Genomic DNA, 15666 nt, shown 5'->3' with positions numbered 1-15666 from the left:
TCTTCATGTCGGTCTACTGGAAAACGGGAGCCTGCCCCATGGCTGAAATCCTTTCGCTGCACGCCGCGGTGAAGCAATTCGTCAACGACGGCGATACCGTCGCGCTCGAAGGCTTCACTCACCTGATTCCTACGGCGGCGGGTCATGAAATCATTCGTCAGGGTAAGAAAGATCTGACCCTGGTCCGCATGACGCCTGACCTGATCTATGACCAGTTGATCGGCGCCGGTTGTGCTCGCAAGTTGATTTTCTCTTGGGGCGGCAACCCTGGCGTAGGGTCGCTGCACCGCTTGCGTGACGCCGTGGAAAAACAATGGCCGCGCCCGCTGGAGATCGAGGAACACAGCCACGCCGACCTGGCCAACGCCTACGTCGCCGGTGCCTCCGGGCTGCCGTTCGCGGTATTGCGGGCCTACGCCGGTTCCGACTTACCGAAGGTCAACCCGCTGATCAAGAGCGTGACCTGTCCCTTCACCGGTGAAGTATTGGCCGCTGTACCTTCGGTGCGCCCGGACATCACGGTGATCCACGCCCAGAAAGCCGACCGCAAGGGCAACGTGCTGCTGTGGGGCATCCTCGGTGTGCAGAAAGAAGCGGCCCTGGCCGCCAAGCGTTGCATCGTCACCGTGGAAGAAATCGTCGACGACCTCAATGCACCGATGAACGCTTGTGTACTGCCGACCTGGGCATTGAGCGCCGTGTGCCTCGTGCCGGGTGGTGCCCATCCGTCCTACGCCCACGGCTACACCGAGCGTGACAACCGTTTCTACCAGGCGTGGGATCCGATCGCCCGGGACCGTGAGACCTTTACCGCATGGATCAACGAATACATCCATGGCACTAAAGACTTCAGTGAATTCCAGGCCAGACTGGCAGCCGCTTCGCAGGTGAAACCATGACCTACTCCACCAACGAAATGATGACCGTCGCCGCGGCGCGTCGCTTGAAGAACAATGCCGTGTGCTTCGTCGGCATCGGTCTGCCGTCGAAAGCGGCCAACCTGGCGCGGCTGACCTCGTCGCCGGACGTCGTGCTGATCTACGAATCCGGCCCGATCGGTGCCAAGCCCAGCGTACTGCCGCTGTCCATCGGTGACGGTGAGCTGGCGGAAACCGCCGATACTGTCGTGCCGACCGGTGAGATTTTTCGCTACTGGCTGCAGGGTGGGCGTATCGACGTCGGTTTCCTAGGCGCAGCCCAGGTCGACCGTTTCGGTAACATCAACACCACCGTGGTGGGTGATTACCATCAACCGAAAGTTCGCCTGCCGGGTGCCGGTGGCGCGCCGGAAATTGCCGGCTCTGCCAAGAGTGTGTTGATCATCCTCAAGCAGTCGGCTCGCTCGTTTGTCGACAAGCTGGATTTCATCACTTCAGTCGGCCACGGTGAAGGCGGTGATTCGCGCAAACGCCTGGGCCTGCCGGGCGCCGGTCCCGTCGGTATCATCACCGACTTGTGCATTATGGAACCGGAAGCCGGCACCCATGAGTTCGTGGTCACCGCGTTGCACCCCGGCGTGACCCGAGAGCAAGTCATTGCGGCCACCGGGTGGGCGATCCGTTTCGCCGACCAGGTGCAAACCACCGCCGAGCCGACCGAGGTGGAGCTGCGCGCACTGCGCGACCTGGAAGCTCGTACCGCGGCGGCCCACGGCCAGGCACCGGGAGAAGCCTGATGCGCGACGTTTATATCTGTGATGCGATTCGAACCCCTATCGGTCGGTTTGGCGGCGGTTTGTCCGCCGTGCGCGCCGACGACCTGGCGGCCGTGCCGATCAAGGCGCTGATGGAGCGCAACCCATCGGTGGACTGGAGCGCGGTGGACGAAGTGTTTCTCGGTTGTGCCAACCAGGCCGGCGAAGACAACCGCAACGTGGCGCGCATGGCGCTGCTGTTGGCGGGCCTGCCGGAAAGCATTCCCGGCGTGACCCTCAACCGCCTTTGCGCCTCGGGCATGGATGCCATTGGCACCGCATCCCGTGCCATCGCCAGCGGTGAGATGGAACTGGCCATCGCCGGTGGGGTGGAGTCGATGTCCCGAGCGCCGTTCGTGATGGGCAAAGCCGACGCGGCGTTTTCCCGCAACATGAAGCTGGAAGACACCACCATCGGCTGGCGTTTCATCAACCCATTGATGAAAGCCCAGTACGGTGTGGACGCGATGCCGCAGACCGCTGATAACGTGGCCGATGACTACGCCGTGTCCCGCGCTGACCAGGATGCTTTCGCCTTGCGCAGCCAACAGCGCACGGCAGCGGCCCAGGCGGCAGGCTTTTTTGCCGAAGAAATCGTTCCAGTGCGGATCACCCATAAAAAAGGTGAAACCGTGGTCGAGCAGGATGAGCATCCTCGCGCCGATACCACGCTGGAAACCCTGAGCAAACTCAAACCGGTCAACGGCTCCGACAAGACCGTCACTGCCGGCAACGCCTCGGGAGTCAACGATGGCGCGGCTGCACTGATCCTGGCGTCGGCCGAAGCGGTGAAGAAGCACGGCCTGACGCCCCGCGGCAAAGTGCTGGGCATGGCCAGTGCCGGCGTGGCTCCTCGAGTGATGGGCGTTGGCCCGGTGCCGGCGGTGCGCAAGCTCATTGAGCGCCTGGGCCTGGCGGTTGCGGATTTCGATGTGATCGAACTCAACGAAGCGTTTGCCAGCCAGGGCCTGGCGGTGTTGCGCGACCTCGGTCTGGCGGACGATGCACCCCAGGTCAACCCGAATGGCGGTGCCATCGCCCTCGGCCATCCTCTGGGCATGAGCGGGGCGCGGTTGGTGCTGACGGCGCTACACCAACTGGAAAAGACCGGCGGCAAGAAAGGCCTGGCGACCATGTGCGTCGGCGTCGGCCAAGGGCTGGCGCTGGCGATCGAACGCGTCTGACGCGTCGTTCTACTAATAAGAAATCGAGGAACGCTGCATGACTGACAAACCTGGTTATCGTCGCCCCCAAGCGGGCACCCAGCCGGAATATCTGCACCCACCGTACCAGTCCACCAACCTGCGCTCGCCGTCCAAGCCGTTGGTGTTCCTACCTCATTCGCTGTCGGAAATTACCGGTCCGACTGTCGGTGCCGACCGCGTGCAAGAGAAGGACCACGACCTGACCGCCCAGCATGCCGGCGAGCCGCTGGGGGAGCGGATCATCATTCACGGGCGCGTGCTGGATGAGCATGGCCAGCCGGTGCCGGGCATCCTGGTGGAGATCTGGCAGGCCAACGCCGCCGGTCGCTACAACCATGACCGTGACAACCATGACGCGCCGCTGGACCCGAATTTCACCGGCACCGGTCGCACCGTCACCGACGCCAACGGCTGGTATCAGTTCCAGACCATCAAGCCTGGCGCCTATCCGTGGGGTAACCACCACAACGCCTGGCGCCCGGCGCATATCCATTTCTCGCTGTTCGGACCGAGCATTCTGACGCGGCTGGTGACGCAGATGTATTTTCCTGGCGACCCGTTGCTGGCCTACGACCCGATCTACAACTGCGTACCGGACACCCGCGCCAAGGAACGCCTGATCGCCCGTTTCGACCTGGAAAAAACCGTCCCTCACTACGCCCTCGGTTACCGCTGGGACATCGTCTTGCGCGGCCGCGATGCCACGCCGATGGAGAAATAAGATGACGCTCACCGCCACCACGTCCCACACCGTTGGCCCTTACTACCACATTGGCCTGACCTGGCTGAACCGCGAAGACCTGACCGTCGCCGAAACCCTCGGCCAACGCGTAGCGATCACCGGTCAGGTGGTCGACGGCAATGGTCAGTTCGTCAACGACGCGATGCTGGAAGTCTGGCAGGCCAATGCCGCCGGTAAATACGCTCATCCGGAAGACGACCAGGACAAACCCTTGGACCCGCACTTCGAAGGCTTTGGCCGAGTGCCGGTGGATGCCGAAGGGCGCTTCCGATTCACCACCATCAAGCCGGGCAGCGTGCCAGGGTTGAAGGGGACGACCCAGGCACCGCACTTGGTGGTGCTGGTGTTCGCGCGCGGGCTGGTCAAGCATTTGCTGACGCGCATCTACTTCGACGGTGAACAGGCCAACGAAACCGACCCGCTGCTGGCCTGCGTACCCGAGGAGCGTCGCGCCACGATCGTGAGCAAACCCGATGCGTCGGGCGTGTACCAGTGGAATGTGATCCTGCAGGGTGCGGATGCCGAGACGGTGTTCTTCGATTATTGAGTGAATCCCTTGCTCCCGCTGGCTTTGTAGGAGCTGGCGAAGCCTGCGATCTTTTGATCTTTCACTTGAAACTCAAGTGATTGGGAAAAGATCGCAGCCTCGCTTCGCTCGACAGCTCCTACGGGAGCGAGCTTGCTCGCGATGGCGGCGGTACAGGCGCTGCTGCTTGAATGTCTGTTTGTGGAACGGGGCTATTACTAAGCGTGTCTAGACTTCGTCAGTCCCCAACGAGTGAGCAACCCATGGCCATCCCAATCAGCCACTACACCGGTGAAGAACGCAGCAAGCGTATCTTCGCCATCGTCGGTGCCTCATCCGGTAACCTGGTCGAATGGTTCGATTTCTACGTCTATGGGTTTTGCGCGATTTATTTCGCGCCGGGTGGCGGACCGTCACGGGCGCAAGAGTTCGATGATGATCTCGGTGCTGATGATGTGCTTGGGCTCGTTGCTCATCGCTTGCCTGCCCACCTACTGGGCACCGCTGTTCCTGCGAAACTCCCTGACGGAAACCAGCAGCAAGGAAATGCGCGAGAACAAGGGCGCCGCCAGCAGCCCGTTCCTGGCGTTTGTCCTGATTACGTTGGCGCTGGCGATCGTCAGTTTCTACACCTCTATCAGCGGCCTGGTAAAAGCGCGCAAATGTTTCCACCTGAAGTGCGGGCACTGGGAGTAGGGTTGGCCTACGCGGTGGCCAATGCGATTTTTGGCGGTTCGGCCGAGTACGTTGCCTTGAGCCAGAAGACCCAGGGTGTGAAGAACACCTTTTACGGGTATGTCACGGTGATGATGGGGGTGGCGTTCCTGTTCAGCCTGCGCCTGCCCAAGCAGCCTGCGCCTGCCCAAGCAGCCGGCGTATTTGCACCACGACCTTTGACCCAACCGCACCGGCCGTGAGGCCGGCGCACTCAAGGACTGTTTATGAGCGAACGACCGGGCAATCAGCTGTTCGATGCCTACTTCACGGCCCGCGACATGCGCGAGGTGTTCTGTGATGCGGGGCGGGTCCAGGCCATGCTGGATGTCGAGGCCGCGCTGGCCCGGGCTGAGGCGCAGGTAGGTTTGATCCCCCAGGATGCGGTGGCGCCGATCGAGAACGCCTGCCGGGCCCAGCTGTACGATTTTTCGGCATTGAGCGAAGCGATCGCCAGCGCCGGCAATTCGGCGATCCCGTTGGTCAAGGCGTTGGGCAAGCGCATCGCCATCGAGAGCGCCGAGGCGGAACGCTACGTGCACCTGGGCGCCACCAGTCAGGATGTGATGGACAGCGGGCTGGTGCTGCAACTGCGCCAGGCGTTGGGCTTGATCGAGGCGGAGCTGGCGCAACTGGCGATCACCCTGGCCCGACAAGCCGAACGCTACGCCGCCACGCCACTGGCCGGGCGCACCTGGCTGCAGCACGCCACGCCGGTGACCCTGGGGATGAAAATCGCCGGTTGGCTGGGGGCGATCACCCGCAGTCGCCAACGTTTGAAAGAACTCAAGCCGCGCTTGCTGGTACTGCAATTCGGCGGTGCCTCCGGGACGCTCGCCGCGTTGGGTGAACAGGCGCTGCCTGTCGCCGAAGCCCTGGCCGCCGAATTGCAACTGAACCTGCCGGAACAGCCGTGGCACACCCAGCGCGATCGCCTGGTGGAGTTCGGCGCGGTACTGGGGTTGATCGCCGGCAGTCTGGGCAAGCTGGGCCGCGACATCAGCCTGTTGATGCAGACCGAGGCCGGCGAAGCGTTCGAGCCGTCGGCACCGGGCAAGGGCGGTTCGTCCACGATGCCGCACAAGCGCAACCCGGTGGGGGCGGCAGTGCTGATCGGTGCGGCGACGCGAGTGCCTGGCTTGTTGTCGACGCTGTTCAGCGCCATGCCCCAGGAACACGAGCGCAGCCTGGGCCTGTGGCACGCCGAATGGGAAACCCTGCCGGAGATCTGCTGCCTGGTATCCGGTGCCTTGCAACAGGCGCGGCTGTTGGCCGAAGGGCTGGAAGTGGACGCGGCACGCATGGCCCGCAACCTGGAACTGACCCAGGGGTTGGTGCTGGCCGAAGCGGTGAGCATCGTCCTGGCCCAGCGTGTCGGGCGCGACACGGCACACCATCTGCTGGAGCAATGTTGCAAGCGCGCCGTGGCCGAGCAACGGCATTTGCGCGATGTGCTGGGGGATGAACCTCAGGTCACTGCGCAGCTATCGGCGACCGAGCTTGATCATCTGCTCGACCCGGCGCACTACCTCGGACAAGCCCAGACCTGGGTCGCCCGGGCCGTGGCCGAACACCTTGCCTTGAACGCCTGAAAGGAGATTGTTGTGGGACTCGTCAAACTCGCCGAGGGCGATCTGAACTATCGTTTTGATGGGCCGAAAGACGCCCCTGTGTTGCTGCTCTCCAATTCCCTGGGCACCGATCTGCACATGTGGGACGAACAGGTCGCGGCCTTCAGTGAACACTTTCGCGTGCTGCGCTTCGACACGCGCGGCCATGGTCAGTCGCTGGTCACCGAAGGACCGTACAGCATCGAACAACTGGGCCGCGATGTGCTGGCGATGCTTGATCAGTTGAACCTCGACAAGGTGCATTTCTGTGGCTTGTCCATGGGCGGGTTGATCGGCCAGTGGCTGGGGATCAATGCTGGCGAGCGGCTGCACAAACTGGTGGTGTGCAACACCGCCGCCAAGATCGGCGATCCGTCGGTGTGGAACCCGCGCATCGAAACCGTGTTGCGCGACGGCAAGGCGGCGATGGTGGCGCTGCGCGATGCCTCGATTGCCCGTTGGTTTACCCCCGACTTTGCCGAGGCCCAGCTTGCGGCGGCAAAAAAAATCACCGACATGCTCGCTTCCACCTCGCCCCAGGGTTATGCGGCCAACTGTGCCGCGGTGCGTGATGCCGATTTTCGCGAGCAACTGTCGTCGATCCGCGTGCCGCTGCTGGTGATCGCTGGCACCGAAGATGCCGTGACGCCGCCGTCGGGAGGGCACTTTATCCAGGAGCGGGTCCGTGGGGCTGAGTACGCCGAGTTCTACGCCGCTCACCTGTCTAACGTCCAGGCCGGTGCCGCGTTCAGCGCGCGGGTGCTGGATTTCCTGCTTGATTCTGGCCGTGCCTGAGGAGTTTTTTGTGGACGAGAAACAACGTTACGACGAAGGCATGCAAGTGCGCCGCGCGGTGCTGGGCGACGCCCACGTCGATCGCAGCCTCAATGCCCTGACCGAGTTCAACAGCGAATTCCAGGAGATGATCACCCGCCACGCCTGGGGTGATATCTGGACTCGCCCGGGCCTGCCGCGCCATACCCGCAGCCTGATTACCCTGGCCATGCTGATCGGCATGAACCGCAATGAAGAACTCAAGCTGCACCTGCGCGCCGCCGCCAATAACGGCGTGAGCCGCAGCGAGATCAAGGAAGTGATCATGCAGAGCGCCATCTACTGCGGCATTCCGGCGGCCAATGCCACCTTTCACCTGGCCGAGTCGGTGTGGGATGAACTGGGCGTCGAATCGCGGGCTTGAGATCCACCGCCAATCCGTGTCGGAGCAAGTGTTGCTCCCACACGGGATCTTCAGTGAGCACAAATTTTGTGCTCGGCACTGATCCTCCTGTGGGAGATTCTATGCCGGAATGCTCCGGCCTCTTCGCGAGCAAGCTCGCTCCCACAAGATTTGTGGCTGGTCCCGACACCCTCGACACCGAGTGCCTACTAGCAAATCTCAGCGAAACCCTGGCCTCAGCCAGTGCCATGGTCAACGACCTGACGTTCGATCTGAAAGGCTCCCCCGGCATGTCGCGCTCGGCGTGGCACAGATGATTGACTTGAGTGAGTTGTTGGCCAATCAAGCGCTGGATCTCGTGGACCCGCGTTAACCAAGTAGGGCGAGGAGATGCAGTGAAACGTCGCATCGCCCCGCTGGGCTGTGGGAGCAAAGCTTGCTCGCGAAACAGGCGCCTAGGTTCCTGAAAGACCGCATCGCTTTTATCGCGGGCAAGCCTTGCTCCCATACAGGCCGGCGTTAAAACACACAAACACAAAGCCCACCTTCCGGTGGGCTTTGTGTTTCAGCGTTCAGACTTCAAATCAGAACAACTTCAGTGGCGGCGCTTTCTCCGCCACCGGTTCGTTCTTGCCCGTCTCGGCATTCCAACCACCGCCCAATGCCTTGTACAAATTGACCTCACTGGTCAGTTGCGCAAGGCGGTCAGTGATCAGCGACTGTTGTGCGCTGAACAACTGGCGTTGGGCGTCGAGGAAGGTCAGGTTGCTGTCGACGCCGATGCGGTAGCGACGCTCGGCCAGGCGGTAGTAGTCCTGGTTGGCGGCGACGAAGTCGGTCTGGGCCTGCAACTGTTCGTTGTAGGTCTGGCGCGCGGCCAGGCCGTCGGAGACTTCCTGGAACGCGGTCTGAATCGACTTCTCGTACTGCGCGACGTTGATGTCTTTCTGGACCTTGGCGTAGTCCAGGCTCGCTCGCAGGCTGCCGGCGTTGAAGATCGGCAGGTTGATTTGCGGCGCGAAGGTCCAGGTGCCCGAACCGCCCTTGAACAGGCCGGACAGGTCCGGGCTCAGGGTACCGGCGTTGGCCGTCAGGCTGATGCTCGGGAAGAACGCAGCCCGCGCGGCGCCGATGTTGGCGTTGGCGGCCAGCAGGTTGCGTTCGGCCTGGAGGATGTCCGGACGACGTTGCAGCAGGTCCGACGGCAACCCGGCCGGCACTTCGCTGAGCAGGTCATCGCTCAGCGGTTGCGAGTTCAGGTTGGCCGGCAGGCCGGTGCCCAGCAGCAGGGTCAGGTTATTTTCGTCCTGGGCGACCTGGCGGGTGTAGCGGGCCCGTTGCACGCGGGCGTTTTCCACCGCGGTGCGAGCCTGGCTCAGGTCCAGGGCCGAGGCTACGCCGACTTCGGCGCTGCGCGAGGTCAGCTTGAAGCTTTGCTCGTAGGCCCCGAGGGTTTCCTGGGTCAGCTTGAGCAGTTCCTTGTCGGCTTGCCAGGTCAGGTAGGCGTTGGCGACGCTGGCCACCAGGCTGATCTGGGTGCTGCGACGGGCTTCTTCGGTGGCGAAGTAGCTTTGCAGCGCTTGCTCGCTCAGGCTGCGAACCCGACCGAACAGGTCCAGTTCATAGGCGCTGATACCCAGGGTGGCCGAGTACGAACTGCTGATCGCCGCGTTACCGGTTTGCGAAGCCCGTGCCGGCACCCGCTGGCGGCTGCCGGAGCCGGTGGCCGAGACCGCCGGGAACAGGTCCGCGCGCTGGATGCGGTATTGCGCGGCATAGGCATCGATGTTCAGCGCTGCGACACGCAGGTCACGGTTGTTTTCCAGGGCGACCTGGATCAGCTGTTGCAATGCCGGGTCATGGAAAAACTGTTTCCAGCCTTGCTCGGCGGCGGCCTGGTCGGGCGCATTGGCCGACTCGTAGGCCGGCCCTTGCGGGTATTGCGCCGCGACCGGTGCTTCGGGTCGCTGATAGTCGGGGATCAGCGAGCAACCGCTGAGTACGGCGGCGATGGTCAGGGAGAGTAGCGACTTGCTCATTGGCCAGCCTCTTTGGAAGTTTCAGGAGTGTCGTGCAGGTCGGTGTTTCTGCGACGGCCTATCGACGACACGGTCACGAAGAACAATGGCACCCAGAAAATCGCCAGGATGGTGGCGGTCAACATACCGCCGATTACACCGGTGCCGATGGCGTGCTGGCTGCCTGAACCTGCGCCGGTGGAAATCGCCAGCGGCACCACGCCGAGGACGAACGCCAGGGACGTCATGATGATCGGCCTCAGACGCATCCTACAGGCTTCAATGGCGGCTTCCACCAGTGTGCGGCCCTGTTCGTGGAGTTCCTTGGCGAACTCCACGATCAGAATGGCGTTTTTCGCCGCCAGACCGATGGTCGTCAATAAGCCCACCTGGAAGTACACGTCGTTGGACAGGCCGCGCAGGCTGGTCGCCATCAAGGCACCGATGATACCCAGTGGTACCACGAGCATGACCGCGATCGGAATCGACCAGCTTTCATACAGCGCCGCCAGACAGAGGAATACCATCAGCAGCGACAAGGCGTACAACGCTGGTGCCTGGGAGCCGGACAGACGCTCCTCGTAGGACAGGCCCGTCCAGGAAATACCGACGCCGGCCGGCAGCTTCTGGGTGATGGCTTCGACTTCGGCCATGGCTTCACCGGTGGAGTAACCCGGAGCCGGCGCCCCCAGAATTTCCATCGCTTCCACGCCGTTGTAACGGGCCAGCTTCGGCGAGCCGTAGACCCACTCGCCTTTGGCGAATGCGCTGAACGGCACCATGGTCCCGGCGCTGTTGCGCACATACCACTTCTGCAGGTCTTCGGGACTCATGCGCGCGTTCGGCTGACCCTGGACGTACACTCGCTTCACCCGACCACGGTCGATGAAGTCGTTCACATAGCTACTGCCTAGGGCAACCGACAGGGTGCTGTTGATGTCCGAGAGGGTGATGCCCAGGGCGCTGGCCTTCTCGTCATCGATTTCCAACTGGTACTGCGGCTCGTCGTTCAGGCCGTTCGGACGCACCTGGGACAGAATCTTGCTCTGGGCAGCCATGCCGAGGAACTGGTTACGGGCTTCCATCAACTTCTCATGGCCGATGCCGGCGCGGTCCTGCAGGAACACGTCGAAACCGGTGGCGTTACCCAGTTCCATCACCGCCGGCGGAGCGAAGGCGAACACCATTGCGTCACGGAAGGTGAAGAAGTGTTGCTGGGCGCGGCCAGCGATTTTGAACACGGTGTTCTCAGCGTCACGCTCTTCCCACGGTTTGAGCATGATGAACGCCAGGCCGGAGCTCTGGCCACGACCGGCGAAGTTGAAGCCGGTCACGGTGAACACGGAGGCCACGCCATCGCCTTCACCGCCATCCTTGCTTGGACGCAGCAGGAACTCGCGCATATTGTCCACCACCACCTGGGTCCGCTCGGCGCTGGAACCGGCCGGTGTCTGTACTTGGGCAAACAGCACGCCCTGGTCTTCTTCCGGCAGGAACGCCGTTGGGATGCGGGTGAACAGCCAGACCATGCCGACCACGATGATCACATAGGCCAGCAGGTACGGCGCCTTGTGCTTGAGCATGTTGCCCACGCCGCGCTCGTAGCTTCTGACGCCGCGGTCGAAGGTGCGGTTGAACCAGCCGAAGAAACCGCGTTTCGGCGTGCCGTGCTCACCCTTGGGAATGGGCTTGAGCATGGTGGCGCAAAGGGCCGGAGTGAAAATCAGGGCCACCAGTACCGACAGGGTCATGGCCGAGACGATGGTGATGGAGAACTGCTTGTAGATCACGCCGGTGGAGCCGCCAAAAAACGCCATCGGCAGCAGCACCGCAGACAGCACCAGGGCGATACCCACCAGGGCGCCCTGGATCTGGCCCATGGATTTCTTGGTGGCTTCTTTGGGTGACAGGCCCTCTTCGCTCATGACCCGTTCGACGTTCTCCACCACGACGATGGCATCGTCCACCAGCAAACCGATGGCCAGCACCATGCCGAACATGGTCAGAGTGTTGATACTGAAGCCGAATGCCGCGAGGATCCCGAAAGTGCCGAGCAGTACCACCGGCACCGTCATCGTGGTGATGATGGTGGCGCGGAAGTTTTGCAGGAACAGGAACATCACCAGGAACACCAGTGCGACCGCTTCGATCAGGGTTTCAACCACACCCTTGATCGACTCGCTCACCACCGGTGTGGTGTCGTAGGGGAACACCACTTCCAGGCCTTGCGGGAAGAACGGCTTGAGATCTTCGACGGTCTGGCGCAGGGCTTTGGCCGTGTCGAGGGCGTTGGCGCCGGTGGCCAGTCTCACTGCCAGACCGGAGGCCGGGGCGCCGTTGAACTGGGCATTGATGCTGTAGCTCTCGCCGCCCAGGGCGACATCCGCCACGTCGCCGACACGCACTTGCGAGCCGTCCGGATTGACCTTGAGCAAGATGGCCTTGAACTGTTCGGCGGTCTGCAGGCGGGTCTTGCCAATAATGGTGGCGTTCAGTTGCTGACCGGGCAGGGCAGGCAGGCCGCCGAGTTGGCCGGACGCGATCTGGACGTTCTGCGCGGAAATGGCGGTCGTTACATCCACCGGGGTCAGGTTGTAGTTATTCAGCTTGGCCGGGTCGAGCCAGATTCGCATTGCGTACTGGGCACCGAAGACCTGGAAGTCACCGACACCAGCGGTCCGCGAGATCGGGTCCTGCATGTTGGACACGATGTAGTTGGACAGGTCTTCCCGGGTCATGCTGCCGTCGCGCGACACCACGCCGATCACCATCAGGAAGTTTCTCACTGACTTGGTCACGCGGATCCCCTGTTGCTGCACTTCTTGCGGCAGCAGCGGGGTGGCCAGGTTCAACTTGTTCTGGACCTGGACCTGCGCGGTATCGGAGTTGGTGCCTTGTTCGAAGGTCGCCGTAATGGTCATGCTGCCGTCGGAGTTACTTTCCGAGGAGACGTAACGCAGGTTGTCGATACCGTTGAGCTGTTGCTCGATCACCTGCACCACGGTGTCCTGCACGGTTTGCGCGGAGGCGCCCGGGTAGGTCACTTGGATCGCAATGGCTGGCGGCGCGATGCTCGGGTACTGGTTGATCGGCAACTTGAGGATCGATAGAGCCCCGACCAGCATGATCACCAGGGCAATCACCCAGGCGAAAATCGGACGGTCGATAAAAAATTTCGACATGGTTTACTCCCCTTTGCCGCCGGCTGCTTTATCAGCTGCCTGAGCGGGGGCCGGGTTCTTGGTATCGACGTTAGTGGCTTCGGTGGCTTTGACTTCCACGCCCGGGCGTACGAACTGCAACCCTTCGGTGATCAGGCGATCGCCGGCCTTGAGCCCGTCTTCGATCAGCCATTGGCTGCCGACGGTACGGCTGGCCTTGAGCTGACGCAGTTCCACCTTGTTGTCAGCGCCAACGACCAGGGCGGTCGGCATACCCTTGAGGTCACGGGTCACGCCTTGCTGCGGTGCCAGGATCGCCGCGCTGTTCACCCCCGCCTGCAATTGTGCATGGACGAACATGCCCGGCAGCAGGGTGTGGTCAGGGTTGGGGAACACGGCGCGCAAGGTCACGGAACCGGTGGTTTGGTCGACCGAGACTTCGGAGAACTCCAACGTGCCTTCGTGCGGGTACTGGCTACCGTCTTCCAGGGTCAGCTTGACCATGGCAGCGTTTTCACCGGCCTTTTGCAAACGACCGCTTTCCAGCTCGCGGCGCAGTTGTAGCAGTTCGACCGAACTCTGCGTCACGTCGACATAGATCGGGTCCAATTGCTGGATGGTCGCCAGCGCGTCGGCCTGACCGTTGCTTACCAGTGCTCCCTCGGTCACCGAGGAGCGGCCGATACGGCCGGAGATCGGTGCGTAGACCTTGGTGTAGCGCACATTGATCTGGGCGGTTTGCAAATTGGCTTCCGACTCCAGGCGATTGGCCATGGCGGTGTCGTATTCCTGACGGCTCACCGCCTGTTCATCCACCAGTTGCTTGTAGCGGTCGGCAATCGACTTGGTGGAACGCAGGTTGGCTTCGGCGCTCTTGAGGGTCGCTTCATAGACGGCCGGATCGATCTGGTACAACTGCTGACCGGCCTTGACGTCAGCGCCTTCCTTGAACAGGCGCTTGAGAATGATGCCGTTGACCTGTGGCCGTACTTCCGCGACGCGGAATGCGCTGGTGCGCCCCGGAAGCTCCGACGTCAGGGTGAAGGGCTGGGTCTTGAGGGTTACGACGCCGACCTGAGGAGGCGGAGGAGCAGGGGCAGCCTCTTCCTTTTTGCATCCGCTGAGCAGCGATGCCAGGGCGATGGCAGTAACCAGGGCAGTAACAGCTGGCTTGAATTGCATGGAAATCCTCGGGTTCAGGCGCGCAACGGGCGCACTCGAAAAGTGGAAAGGTAAAAAAGCAGCAGTAATTGAATTAATAGGATGCTAAGAAATATACTTACGTACACGGCTGTTTGTAAACAGCCGAATTGCGTAATATCGGGATTTACAAAAGCCTGACAAAGGCCTGAGTAGATCGGGGACGCGTTCCAAAGAAACGTCGCCCCATACTTTGTTCAGCTGATTCTTACGCATTGCTGACGCATCCTGATTGAGGTGTTTACTGCCATGGTCCGTCGTACCAAAGAGGAAGCCCAAGAGACTCGCAGCCAGATACTCGAAGCGGCCGAAAAGGCTTTTTTCGAGCGAGGCGTGGCGCGTACGACCTTGGCCGATATCGCGACACTGGCCGGAGTGACGCGCGGCGCCATCTATTGGCATTTCAGCAACAAGGCGGACCTGCTCCAGGCCATGCTCGATACCCTGCACGAGCCGCTCGATGAGTTGGCCCGTGCCAGTGAGAATGAAGAGGAACTTGACCCGCTGGGCTGTATTCGCAAGCTGCTGGTGCGCTTGTTCCAGCAGGTGGCCTTGGACCCGAAAACCCGGCGTATTAATGAGATCCTGTTCCATAAGTGTGAATTCACCGATGAAATGTGCGATTTGCGCCAGCAGCGACGCGAGGTCAGCCTCGACTGCAATGTGCGCATTGCCCTGTCGTTGCGAAATGCGATGAAACGCGGCCAGTTGCCGGATGATCTGAATCCCGAAAGGGCGGCAGTTGCCATTCATGCCTACATCGACGGCATCTTGTACCAGTGGCTACTGGCTCCTGACAGCTTCGCCCTGGCGGCTGAGGCCGAGCGATGGGTAGAGATCGGGCTGGACATGCTGCACTTGAGCCCCAGCCTGCGCAAATGAAACAAAATGCGTAATTGCGCCGGTTTGTGTCAATAGCCGAACCCGGTCGTACGCCGTCATGGTTGCCATGGGCGGGATACTTTATAAGGCCATACAGGAGCGCTGATAGAGGGTCAGGGCTAAATTTTGTACTGAAATTGTTGCGCTGACGTGCCGCCAAGCTTCCGGTTGATCCATCGCTACGCCTGAAGTGAATTGATCAGCCCAGCGTGACCTCCATGCTGAAGCTGTAGGGTTCTGTCTGTAATGCGCGTGTGATTCGCGCAGTGCAAGCGATTGGGGTAGCACCTATAGACGTAACTTTGCACGTTCGCACCGGTGTTATCGTTGGGGTAAAGACACCGAACGTAGTGTTCACACGCAAACCAAATTCAACGCGTGCTCCCCGTGTCTGGTCGCCGAATACAATAAAGTGGCGATATAGGGTCTTGCTGGGCGAACCCAGGTTGCGGATATAAGGGAAGTCCTGTGCGAACGCGATGACATCTTTATCGGATAGTTGCAGGGACGCCAGGATTTCGGCGTTTAGATTAAGGCTATGTTCACTGACAGCGAGACCCCGCTCGGAATTGTTTATGACCTTCAGAATGAATCGGGTCTTGTTCCGTTGGCTCGGTGCGGCCTCCAGGGCTTGGATATGCTTGTCGTAATATTCATGGAGTCTTTCCAGTTCTGTCGAATCGGTCGGTTGGCTTTGTTCGGTTGTTTGTGGGGTATTACTCATATTGTTCTCTCTGT

Annotated in this window: 13 protein-coding genes and 2 pseudogenes; 11 read left to right on the top strand and 4 right to left on the bottom strand. The window is 61.4% G+C overall.

Features of this window, described 5'->3' with window-relative positions; translation table 11 throughout:
- The first annotated feature begins 38 nt into the window (after positions 1–38).
- The 10 genes and pseudogenes from AACY31_RS03030 to AACY31_RS28835 all read left to right on the top strand — a co-directional run bounded on the left by AACY31_RS03030 (position 39) and on the right by AACY31_RS28835 (position 8040).
- Positions 39–899, top strand: coding sequence for a CoA transferase subunit A (locus tag AACY31_RS03030; RefSeq protein ID WP_339503838.1), 861 nt, complete (start codon positions 39–41; stop codon positions 897–899).
- Positions 896–1675, top strand: a complete 780-nt coding sequence (locus AACY31_RS03025; RefSeq protein ID WP_053178376.1) for a CoA-transferase subunit beta — start codon at positions 896–898, stop codon at positions 1673–1675. The genes AACY31_RS03030 and AACY31_RS03025 overlap by 4 nt, the downstream gene beginning before the upstream one ends.
- Positions 1672–2877, top strand: a complete 1206-nt coding sequence (gene pcaF, locus AACY31_RS03020) for a 3-oxoadipyl-CoA thiolase (RefSeq protein ID WP_339476463.1) — start codon at positions 1672–1674, stop codon at positions 2875–2877. Before AACY31_RS03025 ends, pcaF begins: the two co-directional genes overlap by 4 nt.
- 37 nt (positions 2878–2914) lie before the next feature.
- Entirely contained in the window at positions 2915–3619 is a 705-nt protein-coding gene (gene pcaH, locus AACY31_RS03015) for a protocatechuate 3,4-dioxygenase subunit beta (protein ID WP_339475824.1), read from the top strand.
- A gap of 1 nt (position 3620) precedes the next feature.
- Positions 3621–4187: a protocatechuate 3,4-dioxygenase subunit alpha gene (gene pcaG, locus AACY31_RS03010; protein WP_339475821.1), complete on the top strand. Its 567-nt coding sequence runs from the start codon at positions 3621–3623 to the stop codon at positions 4185–4187.
- Between the two features lie 242 nt (positions 4188–4429).
- Positions 4430–5083 (top strand): annotated as a pseudogene (locus AACY31_RS28840) (hypothetical protein).
- 24 nt (positions 5084–5107) lie between these two features.
- Positions 5108–6472, top strand: coding sequence for a 3-carboxy-cis,cis-muconate cycloisomerase (locus AACY31_RS02995; protein ID WP_339475819.1), 1365 nt, complete (start codon positions 5108–5110; stop codon positions 6470–6472).
- Positions 6473–6484: 12 nt separating this feature from the next.
- Positions 6485–7285 (top strand): 3-oxoadipate enol-lactonase, encoded by an 801-nt coding sequence (gene pcaD / locus AACY31_RS02990; RefSeq protein ID WP_339475816.1) that lies wholly within the window; start codon positions 6485–6487, stop codon positions 7283–7285.
- A 10-nt stretch (positions 7286–7295) separates the two neighbouring features.
- Positions 7296–7688 carry a 4-carboxymuconolactone decarboxylase gene (pcaC, locus tag AACY31_RS02985; RefSeq protein ID WP_025212299.1) on the top strand — a complete coding sequence of 131 codons (393 nt, stop codon included), beginning with the start codon at positions 7296–7298 and terminating at the stop codon, positions 7686–7688.
- Positions 7689–7741: 53 nt separating this feature from the next.
- Positions 7742–8040 (top strand): annotated as a pseudogene (locus AACY31_RS28835) (DUF6124 family protein).
- A 211-nt stretch (positions 8041–8251) separates the two neighbouring features.
- Here AACY31_RS28835 and adeC read toward each other — a convergent pair.
- The 3 genes from adeC to AACY31_RS02965 are packed head-to-tail and all read right to left on the bottom strand — an operon-like array spanning position 8252 to position 14028.
- Entirely contained in the window at positions 8252–9706 is a 1455-nt protein-coding gene (gene adeC, locus AACY31_RS02975) for an AdeC/AdeK/OprM family multidrug efflux complex outer membrane factor (protein ID WP_339475811.1), read from the bottom strand.
- Positions 9703–12867, bottom strand: a complete 3165-nt coding sequence (gene emhB / locus AACY31_RS02970; protein WP_339503835.1) for an efflux RND transporter permease subunit EmhB — start codon at positions 12865–12867, stop codon at positions 9703–9705. Before emhB ends, adeC begins: the two co-directional genes overlap by 4 nt.
- Positions 12868–12870: 3 nt before the next feature.
- Complete coding sequence (locus tag AACY31_RS02965; RefSeq protein ID WP_339475805.1) at positions 12871–14028, bottom strand: efflux RND transporter periplasmic adaptor subunit; 1158 nt, start codon at positions 14026–14028, stop codon at positions 12871–12873.
- A gap of 267 nt (positions 14029–14295) precedes the next feature.
- Between AACY31_RS02965 and AACY31_RS02960 the strand changes: the two genes are divergently transcribed.
- On the top strand, positions 14296–14928 hold the full coding sequence (locus AACY31_RS02960; RefSeq protein ID WP_339475802.1) for a TetR family transcriptional regulator: 633 nt from the start codon (positions 14296–14298) through the stop codon (positions 14926–14928).
- A 199-nt stretch (positions 14929–15127) separates the two neighbouring features.
- On the opposite strand, the gene AACY31_RS02955 is transcribed toward AACY31_RS02960, so the two are convergent.
- Positions 15128–15652, bottom strand: a complete 525-nt coding sequence (locus AACY31_RS02955) for a hypothetical protein (protein ID WP_339503833.1) — start codon at positions 15650–15652, stop codon at positions 15128–15130.
- Positions 15653–15666 lie beyond the last annotated feature (14 nt).

It is taken from the genome of Pseudomonas sp. RL_105y_Pfl2_101 (genome assembly GCF_963970585.1).
Classification (GTDB): domain Bacteria; phylum Pseudomonadota; class Gammaproteobacteria; order Pseudomonadales; family Pseudomonadaceae; genus Aquipseudomonas.
The sequence above is the reverse complement of the archived record's forward strand: the minus strand, read 5'-3'. Positions and strand labels throughout refer to the sequence as shown.

Excerpts from the sequence above, each read along its gene's own strand:
- AACY31_RS03030 (WP_339503838.1), top strand. The coding sequence starts at position 39 with ATGGCTGAAATCCTTTCGCTGCACGCCGCGGTGAAGCAATTCGTCAAC.
- AACY31_RS03025 (WP_053178376.1), top strand. The coding sequence starts at position 896 with ATGACCTACTCCACCAACGAAATGATGACCGTCGCCGCGGCGCGTCGC.
- pcaH (WP_339475824.1), top strand. The coding sequence starts at position 2,915 with ATGACTGACAAACCTGGTTATCGTCGCCCCCAAGCGGGCACCCAGCCG.
- pcaG (WP_339475821.1), top strand. The coding sequence starts at position 3,621 with ATGACGCTCACCGCCACCACGTCCCACACCGTTGGCCCTTACTACCAC.
- AACY31_RS02995 (WP_339475819.1), top strand. The coding sequence starts at position 5,108 with ATGAGCGAACGACCGGGCAATCAGCTGTTCGATGCCTACTTCACGGCC.
- adeC (WP_339475811.1), bottom strand. The coding sequence starts at position 9,706 with ATGAGCAAGTCGCTACTCTCCCTGACCATCGCCGCCGTACTCAGCGGT.
- emhB (WP_339503835.1), bottom strand. The coding sequence starts at position 12,867 with ATGTCGAAATTTTTTATCGACCGTCCGATTTTCGCCTGGGTGATTGCC.
- AACY31_RS02965 (WP_339475805.1), bottom strand. The coding sequence starts at position 14,028 with ATGCAATTCAAGCCAGCTGTTACTGCCCTGGTTACTGCCATCGCCCTG.
- AACY31_RS02960 (WP_339475802.1), top strand. The coding sequence starts at position 14,296 with ATGGTCCGTCGTACCAAAGAGGAAGCCCAAGAGACTCGCAGCCAGATA.
- AACY31_RS02955 (WP_339503833.1), bottom strand. The coding sequence starts at position 15,652 with ATGAGTAATACCCCACAAACAACCGAACAAAGCCAACCGACCGATTCG.